Origin of the sequence: Methylocystis suflitae (genome assembly GCF_024448135.1) — a bacterium.
GTDB classification, from domain to species: Bacteria; Pseudomonadota; Alphaproteobacteria; order Rhizobiales; family Beijerinckiaceae; genus Methylocystis; species Methylocystis suflitae.
On sequence record NZ_JAMRYX010000150.1, the window covers coordinates 1 to 17,957 of the forward strand.

Below are 17,957 nucleotides of genomic sequence, written 5' to 3' on the forward strand. Positions count from 1 at the left end.
GCGCCGCCCTTGAGGCGATGAGCGCCGCGCGCGAAGACATGGCGCGCAGCGAGGCGCAGCTGGAGGCCGCGCGCCAGCGCGTCGCCGACGTCGAGCGCGCCATCGCGCATGATCTCGAATCGACGCCGCAAGCGCTCGCCCAACTCGCCGAGGTCAAAGACGGCGACGATCTGCCGGAGATCGCCGACATCGAACGGCGGCTGGAGAATTTACGCGCCGACCGCGAACGGCTCGGCGCCGTCAATCTGCGCGCCGAGGACGAACTCACCGAGGTCGAGACGCAGCGCGAAAAGATGATCGCCGAGCGCGACGATCTTTCGGAAGCGATCAAGAAACTGCGCGCCGCGATCGCCAGTCTCAACAAGGAGGGGCGCGAGCGCATGCTCGCGGCCTTCGACAAGGTCAACGCGCATTTCAAGGAGCTGTTCACCATCCTTTTTGACGGCGGCGCGGCCGAACTGCAGCTTGTCGAAAGCGACGATCCGCTCGAGGCCGGCCTCGACATTCTCGCCCGTCCGCCCGGCAAGAAGCCGACGACGATGACGCTGCTCTCGGGCGGCGAGCAGGCGCTGACCGCGATGTCGCTCATTTTCGCGGTGTTCCTGACCAATCCGTCGCCGATCTGCGTGCTCGACGAGGTCGACGCGCCGCTCGACGACAGCAATGTCGAGCGCTTCTGCGATCTTTTGGAAGAGATGCGCAAGAAGACCGACACGCGCTTCGTCACCATCACCCATAATCCGATCACCATGGCGCGCATGGACCGGCTCTTCGGCGTGACGCAAGCCGAGCGCGGCATCTCGCAGCTCGTCTCGGTCGATCTTGAACAGGCGGAGAAATTCGCGCTGGCGAGTTGATGGTGAGTATAGAAAAAAATTTAGCTCCAAAGAAGTTGCGGCATCCGAAACGAGAGGTCGTGCAAGTTGGCCGCCGGCGCAAACCAGCATTTCCTTCCAAGATTTCTTCAAAAGCCGTTCGGCTCCTTGCCGAAGAGGAAAGATATCTGGGTCTTTAGAAAAAGCGCTGCTCCTTGTCTGCGTCCTATCAAGAAGGTGGGGTCAGAGAACTACTTTTATTCCATGGTTGAAGAAACTGGCTCACCTACACTTGACGATCGCATCACCGATATAGAAACAGCGCTTTCAAGGAAACTTAACGAGATTAGATCTCTGCCTTTCGCCGCGAGCGTTGCATCTGTCGTTGCCGCCGAAGTGGTGTTTCACCTAACTCAGCGAATGGCTCACTTTCGTTCGCTTCTTGGGGAAGCGGGGACGCAAATTTCGAAAACTCTGAGCGAGCTAGTGAGTGACGATCAGTGGGTTGGGAACGCGATCTGGACACGAGTTGCTCAAAGGCTTGATGAACATCTCACGCTGTCTTCAGAAGACGGCCGAGAGAGAGTGTCATCTGAACTGTTGAAGCAGATCGTGTTCCCGCACCTTCAGGAACATTTGGACAAGGCAGTCGCCGTAACGCGGACATTGGCGCATGGATTGGGCGAGTTTCTGGAAGATTCACCAGGAATGATTAGGGAGGCCCATAACGATGCAATCGGAGATTTCAAGCCGACGCCGCGGCAGCAGTTTCTTGAAAACTTGAATTGGGTTGTTCAATCTGCCCCAAATCATCAAGCGATCCTGCCTGATTGCGTGGCGTTTGCCATTCTGCGCGATGGCTCGTCCGAACCTTACATGATTTCCGATCAAGGCCAGACCGACGCAGTCATAATGCCTGTTTCTCCGTCGAAATTACTCGTTGGGTACACGCCGAGATTTGTCTTTTGTGCAGAGTATGACTTCAATGCAGCAGCGGCTCGTGCCAGTTACAATTTCTTTTTGGCGTCGACCAACGACCCGGCTTGCGGCCGAATCCAGCCGCTCATCGGCGAATGTACTGCGATTATAAGAGCTGCGGGCCGCGAGGCGTTTACATCAGCGTATAGCCGCTATTCGTCCACGAAGTAACGGCTCATGCTTTTTTAATGCTGGTGCTCGGTTGCCGCCGAGCCACCCTAAATGTCCCCGGACGAGATGCGCCTGGTTTTGGGCCGGAGCGCATTGGTCGCGCAATCGGGCGAAGCTGACATGACCAGAAGCGAATTCGTTCTACGCTCGGCGATCTTCATCGCGCTCGCCCTCGCGCCGTTTCTCATCTGGCTGCTCTTCAATGTCATCATCCTTGCGACCGGCGCGGTGCTTGTCGCAACGCTCATTCACCTCGTTGCAACGCCGTTCCTGAAGATCCGCCTGCCGCGCGGTGTGGCGCTCACGCTTTCGGGCCTGCTGATCGCCTCGATCATCGGCGGGACTTTCTATCTCTTCGGCCGTACGATGGCTGGCGAGTTTCACGACGTGTTGCGCCGCGCCGAGCAGACGGCGGACGCGATCTCGCTCGAAATCACCCGATCAGGACTCTCCGACTATCTGCCGTCCTCCTTCGGCGAAAATATTTCGCTGTCCGGTCTGATCGGACGTTCGTTCACCGTCAGCATCGAGGCCGTTCTTGGCGGGCTCGTGGCTTTTTTCGCCGGCGTGTTCATCGCGAGCGAGCCGGCGCTCTACAGCGAAGGCTTCACGCTGCTGTTTGCGCCGCGCTGGCGCAATAGAGCTCGCGAAACGCTCGGTCACGTCTCCACCGCGCTGCGCCGCTGGCTGCTCGGTCAGATGATTGAAATGGTCACGATGGGCGTCATGGCCGGCGTGGCGGTCTGGCTCATCGGCCTGCCATCGCCCTTCGCGCTTGGCGCCATATCGGGGCTCTCGGAATTCATCCCCTATATCGGGCCGATTCTGGCGATCTTTCCTTCAGTGGCGGTCGCGGCGACGATCGGACCCTATACGATGCTTTGGACGATCCTCGCCTACCTCGCCATTCATCAGCTCGACGGCAATATGATCATGCCGCTCATCCAGCGGCAATTGGTGCGGGTGCCGCCGGCGCTGATGCTCATTTCGATCGCGCTGTTCGGCACGCTGTTCGGTCTCGGCGCGACGATCTTCGCCGCGCCGCTGACGGTCGTCATCTATGTCGCGGTGATCAAGCTCTATGTGCGGGATACGCTGGGCGAGTCGACGACGCTTCCGGGAGAGAAGGCGCAAACACCCTCCCCTTGAGGGGGAGGGTCGCGCCGAAGGCGCGGGGTGGGGTGAAGCCCTTCTTCAATGACTCCTTATGGCGCGCGCCATTCAGTTCGCGTTTGTTTTATGCATTTATCCGTAAGTCACCCCACCCCGAAACGCTTCGCGTTTCGACCCTCCCCCTCAAGGGGAGGGTGGGCGCGACACGACGAACGCCGTCGTTCTGCCGTAGCAATTGACCTGCAAAAAAGCTCATGGATTGGCGCGCGCCGGTAATGGATTATTGCGAAAGGCAGAGTTCGGCCTTCTGGGCGGAGCCGGCGAACGCCTTGAGCAATGTCGCTTTTGTGATCGCCGCCGCCAGCGCCTTTCTTCTTTGGCGACGGCGGGGCGGGGCGGATTATCCTGCGCTCGCGCTCATCATCGTCACGGCGTCGGTGGGCGTCGGGAGCTTCGTTTTCCATACGATCGCGACGCGCGGCGCCATGCTGCTCGACGTCGTTCCGATCGCGATCTTCATCTATGGCTATTTTCTGCTGGCGCTTCGCCGGTACTTTCGTCTGTCGATGGTTCCGGCGATGGCGATCACGCTTGGCTTCGCCGCCGGCTCGTCTTTCGCGACGACCGTGGACGCGCTGAATGGTTCGGTCGGCTATCTGCCGGCGCTCGCGGCGCTGGCCATTTTCGCCGCGCTGCTTTGGACGTCGCCCGGACAGCGCGGTACGGCTCACGCGCTTGCCGCCGCCGCGCTGCTTTTCGCAATCTCGCTGGTCTTTCGAACGATCGACCGCGCGATCTGTCCCGCCTTTCCGCTCGGCGCGCATTTTCTGTGGCATATGCTGAACGCCTGCGTATTGTGGCTGCTGCTGCGCGCGGCGATTCTCGCTGGACCGCGCCCGGACAATCAGGCGAGCCCGATCCAGAACGCGAAAGAGCCGACCGCCGCGTGAGAGGCGGTCAGCGGCCAGACGTTGCGCGTGAAAAGATATGCGGTGCTCCATGCGACTCCGGCCAGAAACGTATTGGCGAGCAGGACGGGATCGCCATAGGCGCCGTGCATCAGCGAAAAGACCGCCGAGGAAAACAGCACGTAATGGCGTCCGCTCATCTGCAGCCGATCGGCGATCAGCTTGGGGACCGAGCGGCAGACGACCTCCTGGCAGGGGCTCGACACGAACACATAGAAGGGCGCGAAGGCGACCCAGTTCGGCTCCGGAGCCGAATGGTTCAGGAACTGCGCTTCGACGACGACTCCCGCTACGAGAAGACAGGTCAGCGCGCCGCAGATGAGCCAGGCGCGAGCGCCCCTGGGCGCGCCCAGACCGAGTTCAGCGAAGGAATATCCGCCGAGCACGCAGGCCGCGATGCAAAGAACGGAAACGACAAGCAGCGCCTCAAAGCGGATTTGAAACGACAGCGCGCCGCTGGCGATCGCGAGGCTCGGCGCGAGCAGCAGGAGCAGGAAGCCGATCAGCGGCGCGAGGGATCGCAAGGGGAGCGTCATAAAAGCGTAACAGATTTACCGCTGTCACAGTTCCGCGCCCGCGCCCTCCGGCAATTTGCCGCGCCGCGGCGCCTTGTCGGAGAGCAGATGGGTCCGCTTGGACAAACATGCTTTCATTTCAGCCGGTTATCAAAACGAGCCTCGCCTTGACTAAATGAATGACCGGAAATATGTTGCGCGCGGCTCGAAAGGATTGGCCGCAAGCCGAGAGTTTCGCGCCGTCTCCCGAACGGTTCGACTTTTCCGTCGCGCGGCGTCGCGCCATCGTTCAATTTTTGCGCATGGCGCAATCTGCGAGGCGAACAACGCCGATGAGCGACGAAAACGAGGAAGACGCGGAGCGCGCGGCGCTCAACGCGCGGCTCCAAAAGCTCAACGCGGCCTTGCGCAAGGTCGACGAAGAGAAGGCCGCCGAAGAGGCGCCGCGGACGGAGCGCAAGGGCTTCACGCGCGCCATGCGCGTCGGCCTCAACGCGTTCTCCGAATTCGTCGGGGCGGTGTTGGTCAGCGCCGTCATTGGCTGGCAGGCGGATCAGTGGCTTGGCACGACGCCATGGCTTCTGATCGTAATGCTGGGACTAGGCGTCGCGGCGGGATTTTGGAACGTCTATCGCGTGGCGAAACCGAAAGGGCCGGGCGAAGACTAGAGCAGGTTTTCGAAAAAGTGACAGACTTTTTCGATGAGAGCCTGCTCCAACGTTTTGATTTGGAGCGATTCCTATCGATCACATGGTTCCATGCGATCGGGAAGCGCTCTAGGGAACACGAAGGCGCATCCAGCGCCAAGCGGGGCCGGGCGGCGACGCCCGGAAAAAGCGATGAATCCGGAAGAAGCAGCCGCAAAGTCCAATCCCATCGAGCAGTTCGAACTGCATCGACTGTGGCCCTTCGAGATCAACGGGATCGAGACCTCCTTCACCAACGCCTCGCTGTTCATGTTGCTCGCCGCGCTCGGCGTCGTCGCGCTGATGATCCTTGCGACCTCCAAGAAGGCGATCGTGCCGGGCCGCGTGCAGGCCATGGCCGAGATGCTCTATGAATTCGTCGCCGGCATGGTGCGTCAGACCGCCGGGACGGAAGGGATGAAGTTCTTTCCCTTCGTCTTCACGCTCTTCGCCTTCATTCTCATCGCCAATCTGATCGGGCTTGTGCCCTACACCTATTCGGTGACGAGTCAGATCGTCGTCACCTTCGCCTTCGCGATCGTGGTGATCTCGCTCGTGGTTGTTTACGGCCTCTATCGCCACGGCTTCGGATTCCTCAACCTTTTCGTGCCGCATGGCGTGCCGCTGCCCGTGCTCGTCGTGCTGGTGCCGATCGAGATCATCTCCTTTCTGTCGCGGCCGGTGTCGCTTTCCGTCCGTCTCTTCGCCAATATCCTTGCAGGCCACATCACCCTCGCCGTGTTCGGCGGCTTCGTGGTGATGCTGCTCGGGGCCGGCGTCTGGGCGGCGCTCGCGCCCGTGCCGATCCTGGCGATCGTCGCGCTCTATGCGCTCGAACTGCTCGTCGCCTGTCTGCAGGCGTTCGTCTTCAGCGTTCTCACATGCGTCTATCTGAACGACGCAATTCACCCGGGCCACTGATAAAAATCGAACAATAAACGTCGCCCCATTCAGCAGGAGAAAGATATGTCAGAAATGCAACTCGTCGGCGCCGGACTGGCGGCGATCGGCACCGGCGCCGCGGCGATCGGCGTCGGCATCATTTTCGGCAACTTCGTCAACGGCGCCCTGCGCAACCCGTCGGCGGCCGCTTCCCAGTTCACCAACGCCATCATTGGCGCGGCGCTCGCCGAAGGCCTGGGCATCTTCGCCTTCCTCATCGCTATCCTGCTGTTCCTGAAGCAGTGACGTTTCGCGTCCGGCCTTGCGGCCGGGCGCGCTTTCTCATGCGCCGCGCGGCAGCCGCGCGGCCTTTGTCCGAGACTTGGATCATGTCCATGGCGATCATCTCTTCCGCTTTCGCCGCCGAGGGCGAGCAGACGACGCACGAGGCCGTCGGCGCCGGCGAGGCGCATCACGAGGGCGTCTTTCCGCCCTTCCAGACCGAAAATTTCGCGCCGCAGATTTTCTGGCTCGTCATCATTTTCGGACTGCTCTACGTGCTGATGTCGCGCATCGCGCTTCCGCGCGTGGGCGGGATCATCGAGAACCGGGGCGCCAAGATCGCTTCAGATCTCAGCGCCGCGCGCGAGATGCAGTCGAAGGCGCAGGCCGCCGCGGCCGCGAATGACGAAAACCTCCGTCGCCGTCGTGACGAGGCGCAGGGCATCGGCCGTGAGGCGCAGCACAAAATCGCCGCTGAGAGCGCAAGGCAGCGCGCGCTCGCCGAATCGCAGGCGGCGGAGAAAATCCGCGCCGCCGACGAACGCATCGCGAGCGCAAAGACAAAGGCGCTGGCCAATGTCGAGCAGATCGCCGTCGACGCCGCCGCCTCCATCGTCGAGAAGCTCACCGGCGCCAAAATCGACCAGGCCGCGCTCGCCAAGCACGCGACATCGTCGAACTGAGGAGAGGCTCAATGCATTTCGACGCGGAATTCTACGTCGCCGTCGGCTTCACGATCTTCGTTCTCGTGATGGTTTGGGTCGGCGCGCACTCTAAGTTCGCCGCGTTCATCGATGCGCGCATCAACCGCATCAAGGGCGAACTCGCCGAAGCCGAACGCCTGCGCAACGAAGCGGAGGCGCTTCTTGCGTCCTTCGAACAGAAGCGGGCGGAAGCCGAAGCCGAAGCCAAGTCCATTGTCGCGCAGGCGAAGGAAGAGGCGGAATTGATCGCCGCCGAGGGGCGTCGTCGTCTCGGCGAATTCATGGACCGCAGCGTCAAGCAGGTCGAACAGAAGATCGCTCAGGCGGAGGCGCAGGCCTCGGCCGAAGTGCGCGCCGCCGCCGCCGACGCCGCAGTCAAGATCGCCGAGCGCGCGCTCTCCGCCGGCGCAGGCGCTGGCAAGGATTTCGTCGGCGACGGCATCAAGGAATTGAAGTCGCTCGCGCACTGACGAGAAGCGCGGCTTAGAGCGCTTCCCGATCACATGGAACCATGTGATCGATAAGGAATCGCTCAAAATCAAAATGTTGGAGCAGGTTCGCATCGAAAAAGTCTGTCGACTTTTTCGGAGCCTGCTTTAGCCGCCCTTGCGCTTTTTCTCGGCCACGGGCTTTTCTGCGCCCTGGGTAAAGCCGACCAGAATCTCGTAATCGTCCTGGGCGCGCGGGCTCATGAGAGGCACCGTGAACGGATCGGCGATGACTTGAAATTCGCCGCGCGCGGCGCCTTTTGGGATTGACGCGTTAACGCGATAGATCTTCGAGGCGACGAGCGTATCGTCTTTCAGACGGCGAATCGCCACCCGCAGATTGGCGCCAAAGGCGCCGGGCTGACCGAGCGCGCCGAGCACGGCGGAGCCTTCGAGACCCACTCTGATCGTCAGACGATCGCCCTCGACCACGCATTCGCGCGCCGTTTCGCCAAGCGAAAGCTGATAGCGCACATTGGCGCCGTCGGCGTCCGGCGGCGAGCGCAGCATGGCCGCGCCGCTTTCAACGAAGACCTCGGGACAATCTGGCGTCGCGCCGGGCGGCGCTGGCTGCCCTTCCTTTGGTTCGCCGCCGCCGAAGATGCTAGGCACGCGAAGCCTCGGGAGTTCGAACGCCGCCGCCACGGGCGTGAGCGCGATGGACGCTGAAACGACAATCGCCAGGCGACTCCGCGCAGTTCTAAGGGGTTTGCCCCTCAGGCGCTTCGTGCAAACGTTACGGCAGCTTTGCGAATCCATCCTTGAATCCCTGCAGAGTCAGCGGCAATCCTATGCCTTCTTCCGGAACCTGGTGAATGATGAAGGTCGCGGTCTTGCCGCTCTTCAGCTGATCGATGAGCTTGTCGTCCATCATCACCTCGGCGACGCAGCCCGTCGGCAGACATTTGACGAAGCCGGCGCGGCCGACGTCGGCTTGGTCGATTTTTAAGCCGAGCCCGTTAGGCAGGAGCACGCCGAGCGGCGCGATCACGCGCAGCAGACGGCTCTTGCCGTCGCTCGTCTTCAAGACGATGACGACGAGATTGACGTTGCTTTTATCCTCGGCGACGACGCTCTGAATCAGCGCGCATTGTTCCGCGGCCGCGCCTGGGGGCTTTTCGCAGCGCATTTCCCAATCGCCGAATTTGGACTTGGCGGGGCCGCCCTGCGCATGGCTCGCGTTGGCGCTGAGTCCGAGCAACAGCAATGAGGCCGCCGCCGCGACCTGATGTCGCAACAGGCGACGCGTTTTCGCAGCGCGCAAGGGCTTCATGATGGCTCCTGGCGGACGGCTCCGTGGCCGTTCCAATTTCGTGACGCGGGGAAAGTGGCCGGTCGCCTCGGGCCATCCCGCGCGACAGGCCGTTGCCTATCAAATGGACTTCACCTGTCAAGGCCGCCGGCATTCGCGCCGCATTGTTTGGCAAACCCTTTGACGCGACGATTTGTCTGTCGAATCTGGCGTTGCAACAATTGCGCGGACCGACGGTTTGTGATTGAACCGGCCGACTACCGAGCGGGGCGGGCTTTGGGCGGGCTGCGCACGGAAATCACAAAAAGAACAATGACTGTCTGGCGAAGGGTTCGAAAGGCGGCTTTAATGTTTAACGTCAATCGACAGATGCTGACACGTGGCGCATTGGCGGCCGCCGTGGCGATTCCCGCGACTATGTTCGCCGGCTTCGCCCTCGCACAAGTTGAAGGGCAGCCCACGCCGGGCGGCCTTGGCCTGCCGAACATGGTCACGCCGGTCGGCCTGGGAACTCAGCAATTCTACAACATGGTGCTGATGCCGATCATTTCGTTCATCGCGCTCTTCGTTCTGGGCCTGCTGGTCTATGTCAGCTATCGCTTCAACGAGCAGAAGAACCCGATTCCTTCGAAGCTGACGCACAATACGCCGCTCGAAATCGTCTGGACCTTGATTCCGGTTCTGATCCTTCTGTTCATCTCCGTTCCGTCGCTGCGACTGCTGGCGGAGCAGGTTGAGGTGCCGGAGGCGTCCGTCACGATCAAAGTGACCGGCAACCAGTGGTATTGGTCCTATAAATATCCCGAGGATCAGGGCGGCGGCTTTGGCTTCGACCAGATGCTGAAGCCGGAATCCGAACTCCAGCCCGGCGATCTTCGTCTGCTGTCCGTCGATAATGAGGCGCTTGTGCCGGTCAATGAGGTCATCGCCGTGCACGTCACGTCGAATGACGTCATCCACGCGTTCGGCGTCCCTTCGTTCGGCGTTCGCATGGACGCGATCCCCGGTCGTTTGAACCAGACATGGTTCAAGATCGAGAAGGAAGGCGTCTACTACGGGCAGTGCTTCTTCATCTGCGGCAAGGATCACGCCTATATGCCGATCGTGATCCGCGCGGTCAGCCGCGAGAAATACAATGAGTGGCTTGCGCAGGCGAAGCAGAAGTTCGCCGGCGCCGACTCGCGTGTGCGGGTCGCCGCCGAAAGCCACTGAATAGCCGCTGAAACGAGACGCAACGGAACACAATAGTCTTTCTAAGGAACATGACGATGGCGAGTTCGACGATGGCCGGGGCGCATGATCATCCGAGGGGTTTGCGCCGCTTCCTCTTCTCCACCAACCACAAAGACATCGGCACGCTCTACATCATCCTTGGTTCGATCGGCGGCGTCATCGGCTTCCTGCTGTCGCTCGGCATGCGGCTCGAGCTGGCGTATCCGGGCGTGCAGATTTTTCCGGGGCTTGCGGAACTGCTGCAGGGCGCCGATCCGTCGATGGCGCTGGATGCGGGCAAGAACCTCTACAACGTGTTCATCACGGTCCACGGCGTGCTCATGATCTTCTTCATGGCCATGCCGATCCTCATCGGCGGCTTCGGCAACTGGTTCGTGCCGATCATGATCGGCGCGCCGGATATGGCCTTCCCGCGCCTCAACAACATTTCATTCTGGCTGCTCGTCTCCTCGCTCGTGCTCGCCGTCATTTCGATGTTCGTCGAGGGCGCGCCGGGCATGAAGGGCTTCGGCGGCGGCTGGACCTTCTATCCTCCGCTGTCGTCGAACACCGGCTCGCCCGGCCCGGCGATGGATTTCGTGATCCTGGCGCTGCATCTCGCCGGCGCGTCGTCGATCCTTGGCGCGATCAACTTCATCACGACGATCTTCAACATGCGCGCGCCGGGCATGACGCTGCACAAAATGCCGCTGTTCGTGTGGTCGATCCTCGTGACCGCCTTCCTGCTGCTGCTCGTGCTGCCGGTGCTTGCGGGCTGCGTGACGATGCTGCTCACCGACCGTAACTTCGGCACGATGTTCTATGACCCGGCGGGCGGCGGCGATCCGCTGCTATTCCAGCATCTGTTGTGGTTCTTCGGCCATCCGGAAGTTTACATCGTCATTCTTCCCGGGTTCGGCATCATCAGCCAGATCGTGTCGACCTTCTCGAAAAAGCCGGTGTTTGGCTATCTCGGCATGGCCTACGCCATGGTCTCCATTGGCGTGCTCGGCAGCATCGTGTGGGCGCACCACATGTATACGGTTGGCATGTCGCTCAACGCGCAGCGCTACTTCACGCTGGCGACCATGGTGATCGCGGTGCCGACCGGCATCAAGATCTTCTCCTGGATCGCCACGATGTGGGGCGGCTCGATCTCGTTCCGCGCGCCGATGGTCTGGGCGATCGGCTTCATCTTCGTGTTCACGATGGGCGGCATCACCGGCGTCGTGCTCGCCAACGCCAGCGCCGACAAGCAGTTCCACGAGGGCTACTATGTCGTCGCGCACTTCCACTACACGCTGTCGCTCGGCGCGGTCTTCGCGCTCTATGCGGGGTTCTATTACTGGTTCCCCAAAATGACCGGCTACATGTATTCGGAGACTCTGGCCAAGGCGAACTTCTGGCTGCTGTTCATCGGCGTCAACGTCGTCTTCTTTCCGCAGCACTTCCTCGGACTGGGCGGGATGCCGCGTCGCTACATCGACTATCCGGACGCTTACGCGCTGTGGAATCTGGTGTCGTCCTCCGGCATGATCTTCGTCACGCTCTCGCTGGTCGTCTGGTTCTACGCGATCATTGAGGCCTTCATGAAGAAGCGGCTGGCTGGCGCTAATCCCTGGGGCGTGGGCGCAACGACGCTGGAATGGACTCTGTCGTCGCCGCCGCCCTTCCATCAGTTCCAGGTTCTGCCGCGGATCACCGGGGCGAGCCGGTAATAAACGAAGCGTCGGCGCGAAGAGCTCGCGCCGACGATGCAAGCCGGCGCCGGCGAGCAATGACTCGGCTCTTCTGCGCCCGCCTCAGCGGCCAAGGTTCTGAGTGAAACGCCATGAGCGACGCATCCTATCTGCACGACGAACAGGCTCCGCGCATCTCGGTCGCGTCGCCATCCGACTATTTCGCGCTGCTCAAGCCGCGCGTGATGTCGCTCGTCGTGTTCACCGCGCTCGCCGGTCTGTTGCTCGCGCCGACTCCGCCGCATCCGCTGATCGGCTTTGCTTCGCTCCTGGCGATCGCCGTTGGGGCCGGCGCTTCCGGCGCGCTCAACATGTGGTACGACGCCGATATCGACGCGCTGATGACGCGCACGCGCAAGCGGCCAATTCCCGCCGGTCGCCTCGATCCCGAAACGGCGCTCGCCTTTGGCCTCGTGCTGGCGACGCTGTCGGTCTTTACGCTCGGCTATGTCGCGAACTGGTTTGCCGCCGCGCTGCTCGCCTTCACCATTCTTTTCTATGTCGTGATCTATACGATGTGGTTGAAGCGCTGGACGCCGATGAACATCGTCATCGGCGGCGCCGCCGGCGCGCTTCCGCCGATGGTCGGCTATGCCGCCGCGACGGGCGAGATCAGTCTTGCGAGCGTCGTGCTCTTTGCGATCATCTTCATCTGGACGCCGCCGCATTTCTGGTCGCTCGCCTTGCTGAGAAGCGAGGACTACGCCCGCGCCGGCGTGCCGATGCTGCCCAATGTCGCGGGCGAAGACCGCACGCGTCTCGAAATCCTGATTTATGCGCTGGCGCTCGCGCCGCTTGGCGTTGCGCCATGGCTGTTGGGTTTCGCCTCGCTCACCTATGGTCTCGTCTCGATCGGCTGCGGGATTGCGCTCGTCGGCGGAGCTGCGGCGGTCTTCAAGCAGCGTGAAGGCGATGCGGCGCGTCTCGCCGCCCGCCGGATGTTTTTGTTCTCCATCCTCTATCTGTTCCTGCTGTTCCTGGTCCTCGTCGTCGAGCAGACGGCGCATATCTTTGCGCTGATCTAGGCGGCCAAGCGAATGGTGAACGAAATGATCGATGCAGGAGACAAGATGAAAGAGCGCGCGAGCTTATTCGACCGGTCAGGAGTCGTTCTGACCGAAGAGCAGGCGCGCAGCCGCCGCGCGCGCAACATCGCGATCGGCGTGACGATCGCGCTTCTCGCTGTGCTGTTCTACGCCGTCACGCTCGTGAAGTTTGGCGCCGCCATCGTCAATCGGACGATCTGACCATGAACGCGCCGGCGCCTCGTTCACGCAAACGCCCGCGGATGATCGCGGCGGCGCTGGTCGTGGGCACGGCGGCGATGCTCGGCTTGTCTTTCGCTTCGGTTCCGCTGTACCGGGCCTTTTGCGCCGCGACCGGCTTTGGCGGCATGCCGAGGACGGATGTCGCCGGCGCGCCGTCCCCCGGCGAGCGCATGCTCACCGTGCGCTTCGACGCCAATGTCGCCCGCGATCTGCCGTGGCGGTTCGAGCCGGAGGTCGCCAAGATCTCGTTGCGCACCGGCGAGACGAAAACCGTCTATTACAAGGTCGCCAATCTCTCTGATCGCGCGACCAGCGGCCAGGCGGCCTACAATGTCACGCCCGGTCAGGCCGGCGCCTTCTTCGTCAAGGTCGCCTGCTTCTGCTTCGAGGAGAAGCGGCTCGGACCGCACGAGGCCGAGGAATGGCCGGTGGTTTTCTATCTCGATCCCGCTCTTGAGCGCGAAGAAGGCATGCGCGGCGTTCGCGAGATCACGCTTTCCTACACGTTCTTCGCCATTAAGGATTCCACGGCGGCGAAGACGAGCGAGACGGCGATCGCAAAGCCGAAGGGTTGACTGCGCCGCGCGACTTGACCGCGCGGCAAACTAGGGGACTGGCCGGTACCGCCGGCCGATGACAAGGAAGAGCAAGATGGCGGACGGACACGCGAAACCCGAACACGACTATCATCTGGTCGATCCGAGTCCGTGGCCGATCGTGGGCGCGCTCGCCGCGCTCATCACGGCGATCGGCGCGGTCATGTGGATGGCGCAGCACAAGGGCGCGCCGATCGGCGGCATGACCTTTGGCGGCACCGTGTTCTTTGTCGGCCTGGGCGGCGTTCTGCTCGTAATGTACGCGTGGTGGAGCGACATCATCCACGAAGCGAGCGTCGGGGGATTCCACTCGCCGGTCGTGCGGCTGCATCATCGCTACGGCATGATCCTGTTCATCTTCTCGGAGGTGATGTTCTTCGTCGCCTGGTTCTGGGCGTTCTTCAATTCGGCGCTCTTCCCCGCCGATGCGGCGCAGGTTCTGCGCACCGAATTGTTCCAGGGCGTCTGGCCGCCCAAGGGCATGGAAGTGCTGAGCCCCTGGAAACTGCCGCTCCTCAATACGCTGATTCTGCTCAGCTCCGGCGCGACTCTGACCTGGGCCCATCACGGCCTTCTGGAGAATAAGCGCGACGTGTTGAAGAAGGGCTTGATCGCGACGATCGCGCTCGGCCTGCTGTTCACGACGATCCAGGCCTATGAATATCTCCACGCGCCTTTCGCCTTCGCCTTCGACCCGGCGAAGCCGGCGGCGACGAATTACGGCTCGACCTTTTTCATGGCGACCGGCTTCCACGGTTTCCACGTGATCGTCGGCACGATCTTCCTCATCGTCTGCCTGCTGCGCGTCTTCAAAGGCGCCTTCACGCCGGACCAGCATTTGGGCTTCGAATTCGCCGCCTGGTACTGGCACTTCGTCGACGTCGTCTGGTTGTTTCTGTTCGCCTGCATTTACGTGTGGGGGAACTGGGGCGGGACAATGGAATAAGCGCGCGCCGGCGCCAGTTTGAACATTGGACGGTCACGGGCGCGCCCGTGACCGTTTTCGTTGGAGGACCAACATGTCACAAGAGCACGTCTATCCGCCCGTTTCGCTCTATGTCGACGGAATCCTCGGCAGATGTCCGCGCTGCGGCAAGGGCCATATGATCCGGGGCCTGCTGACCGTCGCGCCGACATGCGAGGTTTGCGGGCTCGATTTCGCCTTTGCCGACGCGGGCGACGGACCGGCGATCATCGTCATGACCGTCGTCGGCTTCGTCGCGATCGCGGTGCTGTGGTACGTCGAGGTGACATATCAGCCGCCCTATTGGGTGCACGCCGCCATCCTCGTGCCGCTGTCGGCGATTCTCTGCGTGGGGCTGCTGCGGCCGATGAAGGGCCTGCTGATCGCCCTGCAATATTTCAACAAGGCTGAAGAAAGCCGCCATCAGTCGTGAGCTCCGCCGTCCGCGCGCTTTTAGGGCCGGCGATTGCGACGGCGTTGCTCTTTGCGCTGCTGGTCAGTCTGGGATTTTGGCAGGTGCGGCGGCTCGGCGAGAAAGAGGCGCTGATCGCGCGCGTCGAGCAGCGCGCCACACAGTCGCCGCAGCCGTTGCCGCCGCCTGACCGATGGGCGAGCCTTCGCACTGAGGATTACGACTTCATGCATGTGCGCGCGACGGGTCGTTTTATCGGCGGCCGCGACGCGCTCGTCTTCGCCGCGCCGCCGGAGGGCGCGAGCCGAGAGCCGGGCTATTGGCTGCTTACGCCTTTCGCGCTGGCGTGCGGCGGCGTCGTGCTTGTCGACCGCGGATTTCTTCCAGCGTCAAAAGCCGATGACGCCGCCGTGCGCGCCGCCCCCTCCGGCGAAGCGACGCTTGTCGGATTGCTGCGCGCGCCGGAGCGCCGCAACCCGTTCACGCCCGCCGATCAGCCCGAGAAGGGCGTATTCTATGCGCGCGATCCCGCGGCGATCGCCAGCGCTCTCGGCTTAGCCGACGCCGCGCCTTTCGCGCTCGTCCTTGACGCGGCTCCCGCAGCGGGGTCGGATTGGCCGCGCCCGGTGGGGGGCGTTCCAACGATCGTTAATAATCACTTCTCCTACGTCGTGACGTGGTTCGGCCTGTCGGTCGCGCTTCTCGTCGTTTTTGGGATCTACGCACGCGGCGTTCTTGCGCATGAGCGCATCTAGCGACCTCGGGCTTGCAGCGCTGTCGAATATGCTATGAAAAGCGCACTGACACGCGCGCGCGCGGCGCGCGCTCTTCCATCCATGGATTGACGGTTGCGCTATCTCTCAACCCGCGGCGAGGCCGCGCAGCTTGGCTTCGACGACGTTCTGCTCGCCGGTCTTGCGACTGACGGCGGTCTCTATACGCCGCTCGCCTATCCGCGTCTCGCGCCTTCCGAGATCGCCGCGCTCGCGGGCCGGTCATATGCCGAAGCGACGGCGCAAGTCATCGCCCCTTATCTCAGCGAGACGTTTTCGCGCGAGATTTTGCGGGCGCAGACAGAGAGCGCCTATAGCGGGTTCCGTCACCGCGCGATCGCGCCGCTCACGCAGATCGCCGACAATCTCTTCGTTCTCGAACTTTTTCACGGGCCGACGCTCGCCTTCAAGGATCTGGCGATGCAGCTCCTCGGGCGCATGATGAATCATGTGCTCGAAGAGCGAAATCTGCGCGCCACCATCGTCGGCGCAACGTCCGGCGATACGGGCGCCGCGGCGATCGAGGCGTTCAAGGGTCTGGACCGCGTCGACGTTTTCATTCTGTTTCCGCACGGCCGGGTCTCCGACGTGCAGCGCAAGCAAATGACCACGGTCGCTGACGACAATGTTTATACGATCGCGCTGCAGGGCTCCTTTGACGACGCGCAGGCGATTTTGAAACGACTGTTTCGCGCCGCCGACTTTCGCACGCGCGTCGGACTCGCTGGGGTCAATTCGATCAACTGGGCGCGCGTCGTCGCGCAGACCGTCTATTATTTCACGAGCGCCGTCGCCCTCGGCGCGCCGCATCGGCATATTTCCTTCGCCGTGCCGACAGGCAATTTCGGCGACGTGCTGGCCGGCTATGTCGCTAAGCGGATGGGTCTGCCGATCGAGAGATTGGTCGTCGCGACCAACGCCAACGACATTCTTGCGCGCGCGCTTGCGAGCGGCCGCTACGAGCCGCGCGGCGTCACGCCGACTCAGTCGCCGTCCATGGACATTCAGGTCTCCTCCAATTTCGAGCGCCTGTTGTTCGATGCGGCGGGACGCGATCCGGCCGCCGTCCGCGCCGCTTTCGCTTCGCTCGGTCAATCCGGCGCCTTCGAGATTCCGGCTGCGGCGCTCGCCGCCATTCGCGCTGAATTCGACGCGCAGTCGGTCGGCGAGACCGAGACGACGGAGGAGATTCGCCGCACCTGGCGCGAGAGCGGCTATGTGCTCGATCCGCATACGGCGACCGGCGTCAGTGCGGCGCGCGCGCGGCTTGCGAAAGATCCGGCGACTCCCGTCATCGCGCTGTCGACGGCGCATCCGGCAAAGTTTCCAGACGCTATTGAACGCGCCATCGGACTGCGTCCGCAGCCGCCTGAAAATATTGCGGCCCGACTTGACGCGCCGGAACGATTCACGATTCTTGAAAATGACGGCGCGCGAGTCGCCGAATTCATCTCGTCGCACGCACGGGCGGCGAAGAACTGACAGCGTCTGGCAAGGAGCACGATGGCGATCTTCAGCGTAATCGGGCGGCGCGACCTGCCGATTAGAGGCGAGGGTCTTTACCTGCGCGCGTCCGAAATGCGCGATTACATCGAGTGGGCCGAACTGCGCGAAAAAAGCCGCTCCTTCCTGACGCCCTGGGAGCCGCTCTGGCCGATCGACGATCTCACACGGGCGAGCTTTCGCTATCGCGTGCGCCGCCACGCCGAGGAAATGGCCCGCGACGAGGCCTATTCCTTCTTTATCTTCCGAGAGGAGGACGACGCGCTGATGGGCGGCCTATCCTTCGGCCACGTCCGGCGCGGCGTGTCGCAGGCGGCGACGCTCGGCTATTGGATGGGCGAACCCTATGCAGGCAAGGGCCACATGACCCGCGCCGTTCGAGCCGCTTGCGCCTATGCTTTCGAGAAGCGCGGCTTCCATCGCATCGAGGCGGCTTGCCTGCCGACGAACGAGCCCTCGAAGCGCTTGCTGGAGCGCGTCGGTTTTAAGCAGGAGGGCTATGCGCGCTCCTATCTCAACATCAATGGCCAGTGGCGCGACCATTTGCTTTATGCGCTGTTGGAAACCGATCCTCAGCCGATCAATCCGCCGTCGGCGGCGTAAGCGGCGCCGCTCGGGCTTGAGCCGCGCCGCCTT

The 17,957-nt window shown here is 62.4% G+C and carries 21 protein-coding genes and 1 pseudogene; 19 read left to right on the forward strand and 3 right to left on the reverse strand.

The annotated features are described in order from the left end of the window. From NEI07_RS11635 to NEI07_RS11650, 4 genes and pseudogenes are all read left to right on the forward strand, one after another. Positions 1-857, forward strand: a pseudogene (locus tag NEI07_RS11635) (chromosome segregation protein SMC); the annotation flags it as partial. Positions 858-923: 66 nt separating this feature from the next. Continuing rightward, the gene (locus NEI07_RS11640; protein WP_256034734.1) at positions 924-1,964 is read left to right on the forward strand and encodes a DUF4238 domain-containing protein; all 1,041 of its coding nucleotides are present in this window, start codon (positions 924-926) and stop codon (positions 1,962-1,964) included. 120 nt (positions 1,965-2,084) lie between these two features. Continuing rightward, the gene (locus tag NEI07_RS11645; RefSeq protein ID WP_256034735.1) at positions 2,085-3,113 is read left to right on the forward strand and encodes an AI-2E family transporter; all 1,029 of its coding nucleotides are present in this window, start codon (positions 2,085-2,087) and stop codon (positions 3,111-3,113) included. 218 nt (positions 3,114-3,331) lie between these two features. Continuing rightward, the gene (locus NEI07_RS11650) at positions 3,332-4,027 is read left to right on the forward strand and encodes a ceramidase domain-containing protein (protein ID WP_256034736.1); all 696 of its coding nucleotides are present in this window, start codon (positions 3,332-3,334) and stop codon (positions 4,025-4,027) included. On the opposite strand, the gene NEI07_RS11655 is transcribed toward NEI07_RS11650, so the two are convergent. Then, positions 3,982-4,581, reverse strand: a complete 600-nt coding sequence (locus tag NEI07_RS11655) for a CPBP family intramembrane glutamic endopeptidase (RefSeq protein WP_256034737.1) — start codon at positions 4,579-4,581, stop codon at positions 3,982-3,984. The two genes, NEI07_RS11650 and NEI07_RS11655, sit on opposite strands and share 46 nt — an antisense overlap. A 311-nt stretch (positions 4,582-4,892) precedes the next feature. Here NEI07_RS11655 and NEI07_RS11660 point away from each other — a divergent pair, with 311 nt between their 5' ends. The 5 genes from NEI07_RS11660 to NEI07_RS11680 all read left to right on the forward strand — a co-directional run bounded on the left by NEI07_RS11660 (position 4,893) and on the right by NEI07_RS11680 (position 7,584). Then, positions 4,893-5,228, forward strand: coding sequence for an AtpZ/AtpI family protein (locus NEI07_RS11660; RefSeq protein ID WP_256034739.1), 336 nt, complete (start codon positions 4,893-4,895; stop codon positions 5,226-5,228). Positions 5,229-5,399: 171 nt separating this feature from the next. After that, positions 5,400-6,167: a F0F1 ATP synthase subunit A gene (locus tag NEI07_RS11665; protein WP_256034742.1), complete on the forward strand. Its 768-nt coding sequence runs from the start codon at positions 5,400-5,402 to the stop codon at positions 6,165-6,167. Positions 6,168-6,212: 45 nt separating this feature from the next. Further along, entirely contained in the window at positions 6,213-6,434 is a 222-nt protein-coding gene (locus NEI07_RS11670) for a F0F1 ATP synthase subunit C (RefSeq protein WP_014892520.1), read from the forward strand. Between the two features lie 89 nt (positions 6,435-6,523). Continuing rightward, complete coding sequence (locus NEI07_RS11675; RefSeq protein WP_256034744.1) at positions 6,524-7,093, forward strand: F0F1 ATP synthase subunit B family protein; 570 nt, start codon at positions 6,524-6,526, stop codon at positions 7,091-7,093. Between the two features lie 11 nt (positions 7,094-7,104). Then, a complete protein-coding gene (locus NEI07_RS11680; protein WP_123175216.1) occupies positions 7,105-7,584 on the forward strand; it encodes a F0F1 ATP synthase subunit B family protein in 480 nt (159 codons plus the stop codon). Between the two features lie 126 nt (positions 7,585-7,710). Here NEI07_RS11680 and NEI07_RS11685 read toward each other — a convergent pair whose 3' ends face one another. Next, positions 7,711-8,214: a hypothetical protein gene (locus NEI07_RS11685; RefSeq protein WP_256034746.1), complete on the reverse strand. Its 504-nt coding sequence runs from the start codon at positions 8,212-8,214 to the stop codon at positions 7,711-7,713. Between the two features lie 124 nt (positions 8,215-8,338). After that, positions 8,339-8,875 carry an invasion associated locus B family protein gene (locus NEI07_RS11690; RefSeq protein ID WP_256034747.1) on the reverse strand — a complete coding sequence of 179 codons (537 nt, stop codon included), beginning with the start codon at positions 8,873-8,875 and terminating at the stop codon, positions 8,339-8,341. A 327-nt stretch (positions 8,876-9,202) separates the two neighbouring features. Here NEI07_RS11690 and coxB point away from each other — a divergent pair, with 327 nt between their 5' ends. From coxB to NEI07_RS11740, 10 genes are all read left to right on the forward strand, one after another. Next, positions 9,203-10,066 carry a cytochrome c oxidase subunit II gene (gene coxB, locus NEI07_RS11695; RefSeq protein WP_256034749.1) on the forward strand — a complete coding sequence of 288 codons (864 nt, stop codon included), beginning with the start codon at positions 9,203-9,205 and terminating at the stop codon, positions 10,064-10,066. A gap of 56 nt (positions 10,067-10,122) precedes the next feature. Further along, positions 10,123-11,784, forward strand: a complete 1,662-nt coding sequence (gene ctaD / locus NEI07_RS11700; protein WP_256034750.1) for a cytochrome c oxidase subunit I — start codon at positions 10,123-10,125, stop codon at positions 11,782-11,784. Positions 11,785-11,897: 113 nt separating this feature from the next. After that, complete coding sequence (locus NEI07_RS11705) at positions 11,898-12,830, forward strand: heme o synthase (RefSeq protein ID WP_256034751.1); 933 nt, start codon at positions 11,898-11,900, stop codon at positions 12,828-12,830. A gap of 12 nt (positions 12,831-12,842) precedes the next feature. Then, positions 12,843-13,052 (forward strand): CoxF, encoded by a 210-nt coding sequence (locus tag NEI07_RS11710; RefSeq protein ID WP_256034752.1) that lies wholly within the window; start codon positions 12,843-12,845, stop codon positions 13,050-13,052. A 2-nt stretch (positions 13,053-13,054) separates the two neighbouring features. After that, positions 13,055-13,648: a cytochrome c oxidase assembly protein gene (locus NEI07_RS11715; protein WP_256034753.1), complete on the forward strand. Its 594-nt coding sequence runs from the start codon at positions 13,055-13,057 to the stop codon at positions 13,646-13,648. 76 nt (positions 13,649-13,724) lie between these two features. Beyond that, positions 13,725-14,615: a cytochrome c oxidase subunit 3 gene (locus tag NEI07_RS11720; RefSeq protein WP_256034754.1), complete on the forward strand. Its 891-nt coding sequence runs from the start codon at positions 13,725-13,727 to the stop codon at positions 14,613-14,615. A 73-nt stretch (positions 14,616-14,688) separates the two neighbouring features. Beyond that, the gene (locus NEI07_RS11725; RefSeq protein ID WP_256034755.1) at positions 14,689-15,066 is read left to right on the forward strand and encodes a DUF983 domain-containing protein; all 378 of its coding nucleotides are present in this window, start codon (positions 14,689-14,691) and stop codon (positions 15,064-15,066) included. Next, positions 15,063-15,800, forward strand: a complete 738-nt coding sequence (locus NEI07_RS11730; RefSeq protein ID WP_256034756.1) for an SURF1 family protein — start codon at positions 15,063-15,065, stop codon at positions 15,798-15,800. Before NEI07_RS11725 ends, NEI07_RS11730 begins: the two co-directional genes overlap by 4 nt. Before the next feature lie 93 nt (positions 15,801-15,893). Beyond that, positions 15,894-17,300 carry a threonine synthase gene (gene thrC / locus NEI07_RS11735; protein ID WP_256034757.1) on the forward strand — a complete coding sequence of 469 codons (1,407 nt, stop codon included), beginning with the start codon at positions 15,894-15,896 and terminating at the stop codon, positions 17,298-17,300. A 21-nt stretch (positions 17,301-17,321) separates the two neighbouring features. Continuing rightward, positions 17,322-17,924, forward strand: coding sequence for a GNAT family N-acetyltransferase (locus tag NEI07_RS11740; RefSeq protein WP_256034758.1), 603 nt, complete (start codon positions 17,322-17,324; stop codon positions 17,922-17,924). Positions 17,925-17,957: the final 33 nt, after the last annotated feature.